General features: G+C 69.0%; 11 protein-coding genes and 1 tRNA gene. 3 read left to right on the top strand and 9 right to left on the bottom strand.

Annotated elements, in window-relative coordinates; translation table 11 throughout:
* Window positions 1-12 precede the first annotated feature (12 nt).
* Window positions 13-1,431, top strand: a complete 1,419-nt coding sequence (gene pdxR, locus EZH22_RS13930) for a MocR-like pyridoxine biosynthesis transcription factor PdxR (protein ID WP_333473736.1) — start codon at window positions 13-15, stop codon at window positions 1,429-1,431.
* A gap of 279 nt (window positions 1,432-1,710) precedes the next feature.
* Here the strand turns inward: pdxR and EZH22_RS13925 are convergent.
* From EZH22_RS13925 to EZH22_RS13890, 8 genes are all read right to left on the bottom strand, one after another.
* Window positions 1,711-1,787: transfer RNA gene (locus EZH22_RS13925), tRNA-Arg, on the bottom strand.
* A gap of 175 nt (window positions 1,788-1,962) precedes the next feature.
* Window positions 1,963-3,441 (bottom strand): sensor histidine kinase, encoded by a 1,479-nt coding sequence (locus EZH22_RS13920; RefSeq protein WP_203196165.1) that lies wholly within the window; start codon window positions 3,439-3,441, stop codon window positions 1,963-1,965.
* A 148-nt stretch (window positions 3,442-3,589) separates the two neighbouring features.
* Window positions 3,590-3,889, bottom strand: coding sequence for an HPr family phosphocarrier protein (locus EZH22_RS13915; protein ID WP_203196164.1), 300 nt, complete (start codon window positions 3,887-3,889; stop codon window positions 3,590-3,592).
* A gap of 40 nt (window positions 3,890-3,929) precedes the next feature.
* Window positions 3,930-4,331: a PTS sugar transporter subunit IIA gene (locus EZH22_RS13910; RefSeq protein WP_203196163.1), complete on the bottom strand. Its 402-nt coding sequence runs from the start codon at window positions 4,329-4,331 to the stop codon at window positions 3,930-3,932.
* 105 nt (window positions 4,332-4,436) lie between these two features.
* Complete coding sequence (locus tag EZH22_RS13905; protein WP_203196162.1) at window positions 4,437-4,889, bottom strand: HPr kinase/phosphorylase; 453 nt, start codon at window positions 4,887-4,889, stop codon at window positions 4,437-4,439.
* 4 nt (window positions 4,890-4,893) lie between these two features.
* A complete protein-coding gene (locus EZH22_RS13900) occupies window positions 4,894-6,660 on the bottom strand; it encodes a sensor histidine kinase (protein ID WP_231711532.1) in 1,767 nt (588 codons plus the stop codon).
* A gap of 64 nt (window positions 6,661-6,724) precedes the next feature.
* Window positions 6,725-7,423 carry a response regulator transcription factor gene (locus EZH22_RS13895; RefSeq protein ID WP_203196161.1) on the bottom strand — a complete coding sequence of 233 codons (699 nt, stop codon included), beginning with the start codon at window positions 7,421-7,423 and terminating at the stop codon, window positions 6,725-6,727.
* Window positions 7,424-7,861: 438 nt separating this feature from the next.
* The gene (locus EZH22_RS13890) at window positions 7,862-8,536 is read right to left on the bottom strand and encodes a GntR family transcriptional regulator (RefSeq protein ID WP_203196160.1); all 675 of its coding nucleotides are present in this window, start codon (window positions 8,534-8,536) and stop codon (window positions 7,862-7,864) included.
* A gap of 296 nt (window positions 8,537-8,832) precedes the next feature.
* Here EZH22_RS13890 and EZH22_RS13885 point away from each other — a divergent pair, with 296 nt between their 5' ends.
* Window positions 8,833-10,203: a malonyl-CoA decarboxylase gene (locus EZH22_RS13885; RefSeq protein WP_203196159.1), complete on the top strand. Its 1,371-nt coding sequence runs from the start codon at window positions 8,833-8,835 to the stop codon at window positions 10,201-10,203.
* Window positions 10,204-10,276: 73 nt separating this feature from the next.
* The gene (locus tag EZH22_RS13880) at window positions 10,277-11,818 is read left to right on the top strand and encodes a malonate--CoA ligase (RefSeq protein ID WP_203196158.1); all 1,542 of its coding nucleotides are present in this window, start codon (window positions 10,277-10,279) and stop codon (window positions 11,816-11,818) included.
* An 82-nt stretch (window positions 11,819-11,900) separates the two neighbouring features.
* Here the strand turns inward: EZH22_RS13880 and EZH22_RS13875 are convergent, their stop codons facing one another.
* Complete coding sequence (locus EZH22_RS13875) at window positions 11,901-12,785, bottom strand: transglutaminase family protein (RefSeq protein ID WP_203196536.1); 885 nt, start codon at window positions 12,783-12,785, stop codon at window positions 11,901-11,903.
* Window positions 12,786-12,824: the final 39 nt, after the last annotated feature.

Raw genomic sequence — 12,824 nt, 5'->3', positions numbered from 1 at the left:
GATCTATTCGGCATTGCGCGGGGGATCCTGTCGGGCGAACTGCCAGCGGGCACCCGCATCCCCTCCAGCCGCAGGCTTTCCAAGGATCTCGCGGTCTCGCGCAATGCTGTGCTACTGGCCTATGACCAACTGCTCGCGGAAGGCTATCTCGATTCCGCTGTAGGCTCCGGCACCTTCGTCGCCGCCAACCTGCCGGACGATGGGCTCCCGAAAAGCCGGCAGCGCCCGTCCTCCGACCCGGCCGCAAGCCCTCACGCCGTCTCGCGCGCCGCGGTGGCGGCGCAGGCGGCGTTCGCACAGGCGGTGGGTTTCAGAGGCCAGGCGCCCACCTACGATTTCCAGTACGGCGTGCCCAACGTGCTGGATTTCCCCCATGAGCTGTGGCGCCGGCTGTTGATCTCCGCCGCGCGGCGCCGTAGCGCGAAGATCCTCGCATACGCACATCCCTCCGGTGTCCCGGAACTACGCGAGGCGGTCGCGCGGTACGTGCGTCAGGCGCGCGCCGTCGCGTGCAGCGCGGAGAACATCCTCATCGTCAATGGCTCGCAGCAGGCCCTGGATCTGGTGGCTCGCACCCTCTGCGATCCCGGCGATCGCGTGGTGATCGAGAACCCGCATTATTCGGGAGCGCGCAATGCGTTCTCGGTGGCGGGTGCCTCGCTCGTACCGGTGCCGGTGGATCGTGGCGGGCTCTCGGTGGAGACGGGGGAGCAGATCGTGAGCGATGCCAAGCTCATTTACGTCACTCCCTCCCACCAGTTCCCGACCGGCGCGATCATGCCGCTGGCACGCCGCATCGCGCTTCTCAACTGGGCCGAGGCGCTCGGAGCCTACGTGGTGGAGGACGACTATGACAGTGAGTTCCGCTATCTGGGGCGCCCCATCGAGGCTGTGCAGGCGCTCGATACCAAGGGACGCGTGATCTACGTGGGGACGCTATCGAAGACCATGTTTCCGTCGTTCCGCATGGGCTACATGGTGTTGCCGACCGCACTCGTGGAGGCGTTCTGCGCCATGAAGTACGTCAATGATCGGCATAGCGCGATCCTGCAGCAGCAGGCTCTCGCCATGTTCCTGAGCGAAGGCCATTTCGAACGCCACGTTCGTCGGTCACGGGTGCGCAACGCCGCCCGGAGGGAGGCGCTAATCGCTTCGCTTCGCCGTCATTTCGGCGATCGCGTGCAGATTGCCGACGAGAATTCAGGACTGCACCTGCTGGTTTGGTTCCCCGACCTCACCGCGCAGGAGACGCCGGCGCTCGCGCAGGCGGCCGAGAAGCTCGGCGTCGGAGTCTATTCGGTCGCGCCCTACTTCATCGGCGATCCTGGCGGCTGCGGGCTAGTTCTCGGCTATGCCGCACTGGAGCCGCCAGGTATCGATGCGGGCATCGCATTGCTGAGGCGGGGTTGGGACCGCGTCACCACACAATGATGCCTGAACGACCCCTGTTCCGCTGCCGGCTTTCTGAACAGGTCGTTTGGTCACTGACCATCAATTTGGGAGGATCCCTCGCCGCGCAGATCCTCAACAGGGTGTGGGAGGTCGCCTTAGGGCACGCGCGTCACCGTCACGAACGCGGTCCAGTGAAGCCGACCGTCCGCCCACACACACGCTGCTTCTGGTGATGACCCGGTGATGACCCGACCGCGCCAGTACGCTTTCACGTACCCGCGCATGTGGGAAATTATCGTTTATTTTCTTTGAGTTAGGTGGCGCGCCGGGGAAGATTCGAACTCCCGACCCCCAGATTCGTAGTCTGGTGCTCTATCCAGCTGAGCTACCGGCGCCTGCTGCCCCTCTTCGGCCTCGGCCGAAATGGAAGGCGGGACCTTCCAGGGCGTCGCGGCGGGGAGCGCCGCGAGGACCCGTCAGCTACTCCTTTTCCGCGGACCGCGCAAGGCCCCCGCGCCGCGGAAGCGACGCGCAGGCGCCGGCAGCGCACAGCCTGTGGAAAACCCCGCCTCACGCGCGGATGCGTTCCCGCCGATGGTGCCGGTCGCCGCTCTGGTCGGGAATGGTGATGCGGAAGGTGGTGCCCACCTGCGTGTCCACGAGGCGGATCTCGCCGCCATGCGCCCGCACGAGCTCCTCGGCGATGGGAAGGCCGAGGCCGGTGCCGCCCCGCCGGGCCGATGAGACGAAGGCCTCGAACAGGTGCTCGCGCCGCGCGGGAGGAATGCCGGGGCCCGTGTCGGAGAGCTCGATCTCCACGACCGTGCCCTTGCGCCGCGCGCGGATGCGGATCTGGTCGCGGTCGGGATCGAGAGGCACCCGACCCTCCAGGGCCTGCACCGCGTTCCGGGCGATGTTGAGCATCACCCGGAACAGCTGGTCCGGATCCGCGTCCGCCACCAGCCCGCGCTCCACGTCCGCCACCCAGCCGATTCCGGCGCCGCTCGCCAGGCCGAGCGTGTCGCGCACCTCCTCGAACAGCTGCGCCACCTCCACGTCCCGCCGCTCGGGCAGCGGCTCCTTGGCGCGGCCGTAGGACAGCGTCTGCTCGCAATAGGCGATGGCCCGGTCGAGGGCCGCCAGCAGCTTCGGGGCGAAGCGCTGCACGGTGGGGTCCGGCACCGAGACGAGACGATCGGAGAGAAGCTGCGCCGAGGCCAGGAGATTGCGCAGATCGTGGTTGATCTTGGACACCGCCAGGCCCAGCGCGGCCAGGTGGCTCTTCTGGTGCAGGGTGAGGGAGAGCTCGCGCTGCATCTCCTCCAGCGCCTCCTCCGCCGTGCCGATCTCGTCCGAGCGCCCGCTGGGCACGATGATGCGAGAGGCGTCCTCCGGATTCTCGCGGAAGGCGGAGATACGCTCGGTGAGCCGCCGCATGGGCCGCACGAACAGCCAGTTCAGGCTCACATAGACGAGGATGCCGGCCACCACGGCCACCGCCAGCGACACCAGCAGCACCGTGGCGGCGAAGCGCAGCAGCGCGCGGCGCATGGGCGTCTCGCTCAGGACGATCTCGATGAAGTCCGCCCCCCGGGGCGGATCGCCGACCACGCGCAGGATCCGCCCGTTGCGGGCCATCAGCGTGTCGCAGGCATCCCGCACGGCGCTCCACAGGGTGGTGCCGCGCATGTCGATATGCACGTTCGCTTCCGGCGGCATGGTGGAGGCGGCCAGCAGGCGGCGCGTGTCCTCGCTCTTCACCACGATCACGGTGGCGCCGACGCTGTCCAGCAGCTCGCGCGTCAGGTCCGCGGAGATCCCCTCCTGTGGCGCGGCGTCGAGCGCGAGCGCCGCGGTGCGGGCAGCGGCGAGGCGGTCGGAGAGCCAGGCGATGCGATAATTGGCGATGGTGGGCACGAGCACGGCGATTTCCGCCGCGGCCACCACCACGACGGTGAGCGCCAGCAGCTTGGCCGACAGGCCGAAGCGCCACCGCGCGCCCTCGGGCGCCGGCCGGGCACCGGCTCTATGGCTCGTCGGCTCCAACATGGCTCTGATACGGGGGGAAGGCCCGTCCCGGATCCCCGCGCCCTGCGCGCGGCAGATCAAAGTAAACAAATAGGCAACCACCGCGGTGCCGACCAGAGCAACTTAAGATCGAGGTAAACGGCGGGCGCCGCCCACAGCTGAAGCGGGGCTATTCCTCTTCGCCGAAGCGGTCGGCGACAAGGGTCGTGAGCGCGTCCATCACGGCCGCCGCCTCGGCGCCGGTGGCGGTCACGGTGACGGTGGTGCCGGGGGCGGCGGCCAGCATCATCAGGCCCATGATGGAATTGCCCCCCACCGCCTCGCCGCTGCGGCATACGGTGACGCAGGCATCGAAGCGCTCCACCGTCTGCACGAACTTGGCCGAGGCCCGCGCATGCAGGCCCCTCTTGTTCACGATGGGAAGGGTCCGCACCAGGGCCTCGGGCGCCACCGGCCGGCCGCAGACCATTGCCGGGTCCTCCTCCCCCGAAGCGCGGGGGGCGGGAAACTCATTTGCCCGAAAGGACACGGCTTGCGACATTGATGTACTTCCTACCGGCTTCCTGAGCGACATCCACCGCCTCGGCCAGCGGCAGCTCGCCGCGTACCTTGGCGAGCTTCACCAGCATCGGCAGGTTGACCCCCGCCACCACTTCCACGTCCGGAGTGTTCATCACCGAGATCGCGAGGTTCGACGGCGTGCCGCCGAACATGTCCGTCAGGATCACCACCCCGTCCCCCGTGCGCACGCGGTCGACAGCGTCGATGATGTCGCGGCGGCGTCGCTCCATGTCGTCGTCGGGACCGATGGTCACAGCGGCGATCTGGGTCTGCGGCCCCATCACGTGTTCCAGGGCTGAGCAGAATTCATCTGCGAGGTGGCCGTGTGTGACGAGGACAAGACCGATCATGCTCCCTCCGCCCTCATCCCCGAATGAAGGCCTCCCGCGCTGCGGGACGGCCATATTCAGAGCGGCTCAAAAATTACGCAAGGGGTGCAACGCACAAAAGCACATTTAGTTTTCGTAATCGTCAGTCGCGAGCAGGGTCGCCAGAAGCACCCGCGCCTCGTCTGCCGTACGCGCAGAAACTCTTTTTATTTCAATGCCATGCATTTCTTCACGGCCGGCAGGGGCCGAGGGCATGCGCGTCGTGTCCCCTGCTGCAAGATCGACCAGCCATCGCACCGCGACAAAAGGGCGATGGGCCATGCGGCGGACGCCGAGCCCTCGCGCCTCGATGAGGCCGGCGAGCCGCGGCGCCGGCCGGGCCACCAGGGTACCCTCCGCCGCCGCGAGGTGCACGCGATCGTCGGCGACCAGTTCCGCCGGCGCGAGCGCGCGGGGTGGATCGAGGATCAGGCGCAGCGCCAGCCAGGACTTGCCGGCCCCCGACGGCCCGCGGATCAGCACTCCCCCATCGCCGATGGCGACGCAGCTCGCATGGATGGAGGCGGCGGGATCTTCCATCGCCTCACCCGGCCGGAAGGCGGACGACGAAGCGCGCGCCGGCCACCCGCGGGGCGTCGCCGGGAACCGCCTCCATCCGGTTCTCCGCCCAGATCCGGCCGCCGTGCGCCTCCACGATCTGCCGGGAAATGGAGAGACCGAGCCCGGAATTCTGGCCGAAGCCCTGGTGCGGGCGATCGGTGTAGAAGCGCTCGAAGATGCGCGCCAGGGCGTCGGGCCGGATGCCGGGCCCGTCGTCGTCCACCACGATCTCCGCCCCGTCCTTGAGCCGGCGGCAGGTCACGCGCACGCAGCTACCGGAGGGCGAGAACGATCGGGCATTCGAGACCAGGTTGTCCACCACCTGCCCGAGGCGCGAGGCGTGGCCCGCCACCAGGAAGTCGGCAGCGGCGCCGGAGGCGCGCTCGAAAGCGAGGGAGACGGAGACACCGTCATCCTTGCGCACGTCCTGAGCGAGGCCCACCACCATTTCCAGCAATTGCCTGAGATCGACGTTCGCCGCCTCCTGGCGCTGCAGCTCGGCGTCGAGGCGGCTCGCGTCGGAGATGTCGGAGATGAGGCGGTCGAGCCGCTTCACGTCGTGCTGGATCACCTCCAGGAGCCGCCCGCGCGAGGTATCGGTCTTGGCCAGCGGCAGGGTTTCCACCGCGCTGCGCAGGGAGGTGAGCGGGTTCTTCAGCTCGTGCGCCACGTCGGCGGCGAAGCTCTCGATGGCCTCGATGCGGTTGTAGAGGGCGCTTGTCATGTCGCGCAGGGCGCCGGAGAGATGGCCGATCTCGTCCGCGCGGGCGGTGAAGTCGGGGATCTCCACGCGGTTCTTGATGCGCCGGCGCACCCGCTCGGCCGCCGCCGCGAGCTTGCGCACGGGGTCGGCGATGGTCCCGGCCAGCAGCACCGACAACAGCACCATCACCGCCGCCGCCACCAGGAAGACGCGGACGATGACGAAGCGCTCGGCCTTGACCGCGGCATCGATCTCGCCGCTCTGGGTGGAGAGCAACAGCACGCCGAGAATGGCGCGGAAGCGCTGGATGGGCACGGCGACGGAGACCACCACCTGCCCGCGGTCATCCACGCGCACCTCGCTCGCCTTGGTGCCGACGGCGGCGGAGGCGACCTCGGGATAGTTCTTGCCGGCCTGTGGGCCGTACTCGCGATAGAGCGGCAGGTCGCCGCGGCCGAACCAGAGCTGCACCGCGCGCCACGCCCGCTCGGTCACCCCCGGCTTGGGCTCGTTGGGCGAGGGCAGGTCGTAGCGCAGGATCTCGCCGCGCGAGTAGAGCGAGCGGGAATCCAGCAGCAGCTGGCCGTCGCGGTCATAGATGCGCGCGCGCGTGCGGGTCGGCCCCACGAGGCGGCGCAGCACCGGGGCGACGCGCTCGGGGTTGATGGGGAATTCGAGCGGGGCGAAGCCGTCGTCGGCCGGGCCGTAGCTCTCGCCCGCCTGCAGCTCAAGCAGGCGCTCGGGGTCGAGCGTGATGGTGTTGGTCTCCACCTGCGCCGAGGAGGCGATGGCGGCGGCGATGATCTCGCCCTGCACGAGCAGGCTCTGGATGCGCGCGTCGATGAGGCCCGAGCGGAATTCCGACAGATAAAGGATGCCGGAGACCAGGGCGCAGAGCCCGGCGAGGTTGAGCAGGACGATGCGGCGGGTGAGCGAGGAGAAGCTCTTGAACGCCACGAAGCGGCGCACGCGGGTGAGCCAGGCGAGGACACCGCCGCGCGGCTCGCTTACCTGCTCCATCCCCCCATGCTCGGTTTCCGCGCTCATGACGTCGCGCACCTCGGCGTCGCGCACCTCGGCCGCCCCCGCTCGACCCGCGGCACGCCGGCGCTCACTCCTTGAACCGGTAGCCGACGCCGTACAGGGTCTCGATCATCTCGAAGCTGTCGTCCACCGACTTGAACTTCTTGCGCAGGCGCTTGATGTGGCTGTCGATGGTGCGGTCGTCCACATAGACCTGGTCGTCATAGGCGGCATCCATGAGCGCGTTGCGGCTCTTGACCACGCCGGGACGCTGGGCGAGCGCCTGCAGGATGAGGAACTCGGTGACGGTGAGGGTCACCGGCTCGTTCTTCCAGGTGCAGGTGTGGCGCTCGGGGTCCATGCGCAGGTTGCCGCGCTCCAGCACCTTGGCGCTGTCGGTCTCGCGCGGGGCGACGCCGTCCTTGGCGCCGGCCCGGCGCAGCACGGCCTTCACCCGCTCCACCAGCAGGCGCTGGGAGAACGGCTTCTTGATGAAGTCGTCGGCGCCCATCTTGAGCCCGAACAGCTCGTCGATCTCCTCGTCCTTGGAGGTGAGGAAGATCACCGGCATGTCGGTCTTCTGGCGCAGGCGGCGCAGCAGCTCCATCCCGTCCATGCGCGGCATCTTGATGTCGAGGATGGCGAGGTCCGGCGGATTGGTCTTGAAACCGTCGAGGGCCGAGGCACCGTCGGTGTAGGTGTCGATACGATAGCCTTCCGCCTCCAGGGCGATGGACACCGAGGTGAGGATGTTGCGGTCGTCGTCGACGAGGGCGATGGTGGGCATGACACCTCTTTTCAGCCGTCCGGTACGGCCGCTTTGTTCTGCGGCCTGCCACAGGGGGTGAACCCCGTTCGCGTGGCCGAAATGTGACACACAAGAGTCGATTGCCGCAAAATAGCGGGATTCTCCCCTGACTCCAAATGCCGGCCCGATCCACGTAAGGGAATGAGCGCGCAGGCAAATCGTGCGGCACCCCTTGCCGCCCCCGCACCGCGGACGGCACCGGCACGTTTGCCCGTCCCGGATGGGGACGTGCGCGGGGATCGCAGAAGCGCCGATCAGGGTGAAGGAAAGGTAAATTCCTGCGCCTCGGCCTCGCCCGTCGCGCGTGCCACCAAGGCAGGGGAAGGTGGCCGGTGACGGTGGCCGGGGCGCGCCCTTCATGTGCGGCTGCCGATGTCCCCCGTCCGCACCGCCCGGTTCGCGATCGGATCCCGATGCTCAACCGGCCTTGTCCAGGGCCTCGGCCTCCGCCTGGAGCGCTGCGAGCAGGGTCATGAAGCGCTCGCCCTGCACCACCACGTGGGCGCGCACCCGCTCGGCGGCGCCGACGCCGTCGCCGGCGGCCAGCGCCTCCACGATCCCCTCGTGCTCGGCGAAGGAAGCCTCCATGCGGCGGGGCACCTTCAGCTGCAGGCGACGATAGGGCTGAAGGGCGCGCTGGAGCCGCAGCGCCTCGCCCATCAGCACGCGGTTGCCGGTGGCGGCGTAGATGGCGCCGTGGAAGACCGCATTGGCCGGATAGTAGGCGGCCTCGTCGCCCGCCGCGACCGCGCCGCGGCAGGCCTCATGCGCGGCGCAGATGGCGGCCATGTCGGCCGGGCCCATGCGTTGTGCGGCGAGGCGCGCGCAGGCGGCCTCGATCTCCGCCATCAGCTCGAAGGATTCGAGGAGCGCGCGGGGGCCGAGCAGCACCACGAAGGCGCCGCGCCGGGGGCGGATCTCCACCAGGCCGGAAGCGGAGAGCTGGATGAGGGCCTCGCGGATGGGCGTGCGCGACACGGCGAAGCGCTCGGCGAGGCCCGCCTCGTCGAGCCTCTGGCCCGGCCGGAGCCGGCCGGAGACGATGTCGTCCTCCAGCGCCTCCCGCAGCCTCGGGGTCTGCTCGCCACGCACGTTCGCCTCCCGGCTACAAGGAAGCCGCGCCCCCTCGCTCAATGCAAGTCATATAATCTTGCATACATGATGATTGACAATAAATGCATATTGTCCTTCATTCAATGCATGAACGCTGGGAAGGCTGCCGTGCTCCGTTCCCGCCGCCATCGCGCGGCGATCGCCGGGCGCCCGGCCGGCCTCCGCCGAAAGAGATGCGCCGGAACGGCGCGCGAGGCCTTGCCATTGCCCGTTTCCCGCCGTCCCATAGGGTATCCGGCAGCAGACTCTGACATTCCATGGGTGGGGGCCATGCCATGAGTTCCAATACCTCCTTCTTCGGCGATATGCTCACCTCCATCGCCGAGCGCGGGCGGGCGCTGCTCGACCGCACGAATCGCGTGTCCGGGGCCACCAAGGCGGCCACGCTGGTGGAGCGCTGCGAGCAGTTGCTCTCGGGACGCGGCGAGGCATCGGGGGTGGCGCTCGCCACCGACATCCTCGACCGCTACGCCCGTATGAAGACCGGCGAGCGCATCGCCTTCTTCGAGGCGCTGGCGGAGACCTTCGGCCCGGACCGGGCGCGGCTCGAGAAGGCCATCGAAAGCTACGCCCGCACCGGCTCGGACGCGGCGGCGGCGGAGATCCACCTCGCCAGCGAGCCGCGCCGGCAGGAGCTGTTCCGCCGCTTCAACCTCGCCCCCGGCGCCACCCTCTCCCTCGTGCGCATGCGCGAAAACCTGATGGACGCCCTCGTCCTGCGGCGCGACCTTGCCGCCGTGGACCGGGATTTCGGCCATCTCTTCTCGTCCTGGTTCAACCGGGGGTTCCTCGTGCTCCGCCGCATCGACTGGTCCACGCCCGCCAACGTGCTGGAGAAGATCATCCGCTACGAGGCGGTGCACGCCATCCGCGACTGGAACGACCTGCGCGCCCGCGTCGACAGCCCGGACCGGCGCTGCTACGCCTTCTTCCATCCGGCCCTCGTGGACGAGCCGCTGATCTTCGTGGAAGTGGCGCTCACCAAGGACATACCGGGCGCCATCGCCCCGGTGCTCGACCAGGCGCGCGAGCATCTGGAGCCGGAGAAGGCGACCACCGCCGTCTTCTATTCCATCTCCAACTGCCAGCGCGGGCTCGGCGGCGTGTCCTTCGGCAACTTCCTCATCAAGCAGGTGGTGGAGGAGATTTCCCGCGAGATCCCTTCCCTCTCCACCTTTGTCACCCTGTCCCCGGTGCCGGGCTTCCGGGCGTGGCTGGATGCCGAGCGCAAGGCGGAGAACGCCCTCGGCCTCTCGGCCGCGGACAAGGAGACGCTCAAGAGCCTCGACACGCCCGACTGGTCGGAGAAGGTGGAGGCGCGGGACGCGCTGGCGCCCGTGCTCGGTGCCGCGGCGGCCTACTACTTCCTCGTGGCCCGCACCAACAAGGGCAAGCCCATCGACCCGGTGGCGCGCTTCCACCTGGGCAACGGCGCCCGGCTGGAGCGCATCAATCCCATGGGCGACCTCTCGGCGAAGGGAATCTCCCAGGCCGCCAGCCTGATGGTGAACTACCGCTACGTGCTCTCCGATATCGAGAAGAACCACGAGGCCTTCGCCGGCAAGGGCGAGGTGGTGGCGAGCGCCGCCGTCAAGAAGCTGCTCAAGGCCGAGGCGAACGGCCGCTCGCTTGTTCCCATTCCCTGAGCCGGCACGGCTCCACACCTGAAGAAGCCGGTGGGCGGCGATCTGTCGGCCGCGGCCGGCGCGTGAGAGGCACATGAGCGACAACCATCTTTTCGACGCCATCCGCGCCGCCATCCCCGCCGCGGGCAAGCCGCTCGCCTTTCTCGCCGACGGGCGGGTGGAGACCTATGGCGACGCCCTCGCTTTGTCCGCCCGCCTCGCCGGCCTGCTGGTGGCGCGCGGGGTGAAGCCCGGCGACCGGGTGGCGGTGCAGGTGGAGAAATCCTGGCCCGCGCTGGCGCTCTATCTGGCCGCGGTGCGGGCCGGCGCCGTCTACTTGCCGCTCAACACCGCCTACACGCTGAACGAGGTGGAGTATTTCCTCTCCGACGCCGAGCCCACCGTGTTCGTCTGCCGGCCGCAGATCGAGGCGGAAGCCCGCGCGCTGGCGACCCGCCTCGGCGTGCCCTGCGTCGAGACGCTGGGGGCGGACGGTGCCGGCTCGCTGACCGACGCGGCCGCCGGCTTCCCCGCCGACTTCGAGGACGTGCCGCGCGGGCCGGAGGATCTCGCCGGCATCCTCTACACCTCGGGCACCACCGGCCGCGCCAAGGGCGCCATGCTCTCCCACGCCAACCTGCTCTCCAATGCGCAGACGCTGAAGGACTGCTGGCGCTTCACCGCCGACGACGTGCTGATCCACGCTTTGCCCATCTTCCACACCCACGGCCTGTTCGTCGCCACCAACATCGTCCTGCTCGCCGGCGCCTCCATGATCTTCCGGTCGAAGTTCGACCCGAAGGAAGCGCTGGAGCTGATGGGCCAGGGCGAGGCCGGGCACCGCCCGACCAGCCTCATGGGCGTGCCCACCTTCTACACGCGCCTGCTCGACCAGCCGGGCCTCACCCGCGAGGCGACGGCCGGCATACGCCTGTTCATCTCCGGCTCGGCGCCGCTCCTCGCCGAGACCCACCGCGCCTTCTTCGAGCGCACCGGCCAGGCGATCCTCGAGCGCTACGGCATGACCGAGACCGGCATGAACACCTCCAACCCTTATGACGGCGCGCGCATCGCCGGCACGGTGGGCTACCCGCTGCCGGACGTCTCCCTGCGCGTCACCGATCCGGAGACCGGCCGGGTGCTGCCCACGGGCGAGATCGGCATGATCGAGGTGAAGGGTCCCAACGTCTTCAAGGGCTACTGGCGCATGCCGGAAAAGACCGCCGGCGAGTTCCGCGACGGCTTCTTCATCACCGGCGATCTCGGCAAGGTCGACGAGGCCGGCTACGTGCACATCGTCGGCCGCGGCAAGGATCTCGTCATCACCGGCGGCTTCAACGTCTATCCCAAGGAAGTGGAAGGCGAGATCGACGCCATTCCCGGCGTCCTGGAAAGCGCCGTCATCGGCCTCGCCCATCCCGATTTCGGCGAGGGGGTGACAGCCGTGGTGGTGCCAGCGGCCGGTGCCAGCCTCACCGAGGACGACATCCACAGGGCGCTGGAGACCCGCCTCGCCAGGTTCAAGCAGCCCAAGCGCGTCTTCTTCGTGAGCGAGCTGCCGCGCAACACCATGGGCAAGGTGCAGAAGAACGTCCTGCGCGAGACCTACAAGGACATCTATCGGAACGTCGCCTGACGCCGCCGACGCCCGGCCTGACCGGTCCCATCAGGGTCCCATCAGGCGCGGCCACCAGCGCGCCTGGGCGGCCCCCCTGCCCTCACCGCACCACCGGCACCACGTCCACGCCGACGGAGAGCAGGTGGTCGCCGGAGGTGACGATCACTCCGTCCACCGGCGCCACGTCGGCATAGTCGCGGCCCACGGCGAGGATGATGTGGTCGTCGCAGGCGGGAATGGCGTTGGTGGGGTCGAGCCCGATCCAGCCGGCCACCGGGCCGCACCAGATCTCCACCCATGCATGGGTCGCATCCGCGCCCTCGAGCCGCGGCTGGCCCTCGGGCGGAATGGTGCGCAGGTATCCGGACACATATCGCGCCGGCAGGCCGAGGCCGCGCAGCCCGCAGATCATCACCTGCGCGAAGTCCTGGCACACCCCCTTCTTGGCGACGAACGCCTCGTGCGGGGAAGTGGTGACGCGGGTGGCGCCCGGCTGGTAGACGAAGTCCGCCTTGATGCGCTGCATCAGCTCCAGCCCCGCCTCCAGCACCGGCCGGTCGCCGCGGAAGCTGGTGCCGGCCCACTCGGTGATCTCCGGATCGAGGGGCACCGCGCGGCTCGGGAACAACCCGTGCACCGCCGCCCCCGGGCCGAGGTCGTGCTGTTCCATGGCCATCGCCCGCACCTCGTCGACGAAGAGCGTGGCGGCGGGATCGGGCAAGGGCGTGGACGCCACCTCGACCCGGCTGCGGGTGGTGATGGACAGGTAGTCGTGCGGTTGGTCGACGGTGAGCCAGGTGAGGCCGTTGCCGAAGAAATCGGTCCCGCGCTCCAGCTCCGCCGGCTCGGGATCAATGTCGAGCATGTGGGCGATGACGTGCTGGTGGCCGGGGCGGTCGGCGGGCGTCATCCGCAGCACCTGCCGGACCACGCGCACGGGCACCTGGTAGCTGTAGGTGGTGGTCTGGCGGATGTCGTAGAGCATCGCTTCGTCCTTCAAGACCGGCCCCGGGGTGCCGCGCAT

It is taken from the genome of Xanthobacter dioxanivorans, assembly GCF_016807805.1.
GTDB lineage: Bacteria > Pseudomonadota > Alphaproteobacteria > Rhizobiales > Xanthobacteraceae > Xanthobacter > Xanthobacter dioxanivorans.
This window is presented reverse-complemented; position numbering and strand designations above follow the sequence as displayed.

Coding starts and splice junctions, on each gene's coding strand:
- EZH22_RS13880 (WP_203196158.1), top strand. CDS start 10,277: ATGAGCGACAACCATCTTTTCGACGCCATCCGCGCCGCCATCCCCGCC.
- EZH22_RS13895 (WP_203196161.1), bottom strand. CDS start 7,423: ATGCCCACCATCGCCCTCGTCGACGACGACCGCAACATCCTCACCTCG.
- EZH22_RS13900 (WP_231711532.1), bottom strand. CDS start 6,660: ATGAGCGCGGAAACCGAGCATGGGGGGATGGAGCAGGTAAGCGAGCCG.
- EZH22_RS13915 (WP_203196164.1), bottom strand. CDS start 3,889: ATGGTCTGCGGCCGGCCGGTGGCGCCCGAGGCCCTGGTGCGGACCCTT.
- EZH22_RS13910 (WP_203196163.1), bottom strand. CDS start 4,331: ATGATCGGTCTTGTCCTCGTCACACACGGCCACCTCGCAGATGAATTC.
- EZH22_RS13875 (WP_203196536.1), bottom strand. CDS start 12,785: ATGCTCTACGACATCCGCCAGACCACCACCTACAGCTACCAGGTGCCC.
- EZH22_RS13905 (WP_203196162.1), bottom strand. CDS start 4,889: ATGGAAGATCCCGCCGCCTCCATCCATGCGAGCTGCGTCGCCATCGGC.
- EZH22_RS13885 (WP_203196159.1), top strand. CDS start 8,833: ATGAGTTCCAATACCTCCTTCTTCGGCGATATGCTCACCTCCATCGCC.
- EZH22_RS13920 (WP_203196165.1), bottom strand. CDS start 3,441: ATGTTGGAGCCGACGAGCCATAGAGCCGGTGCCCGGCCGGCGCCCGAG.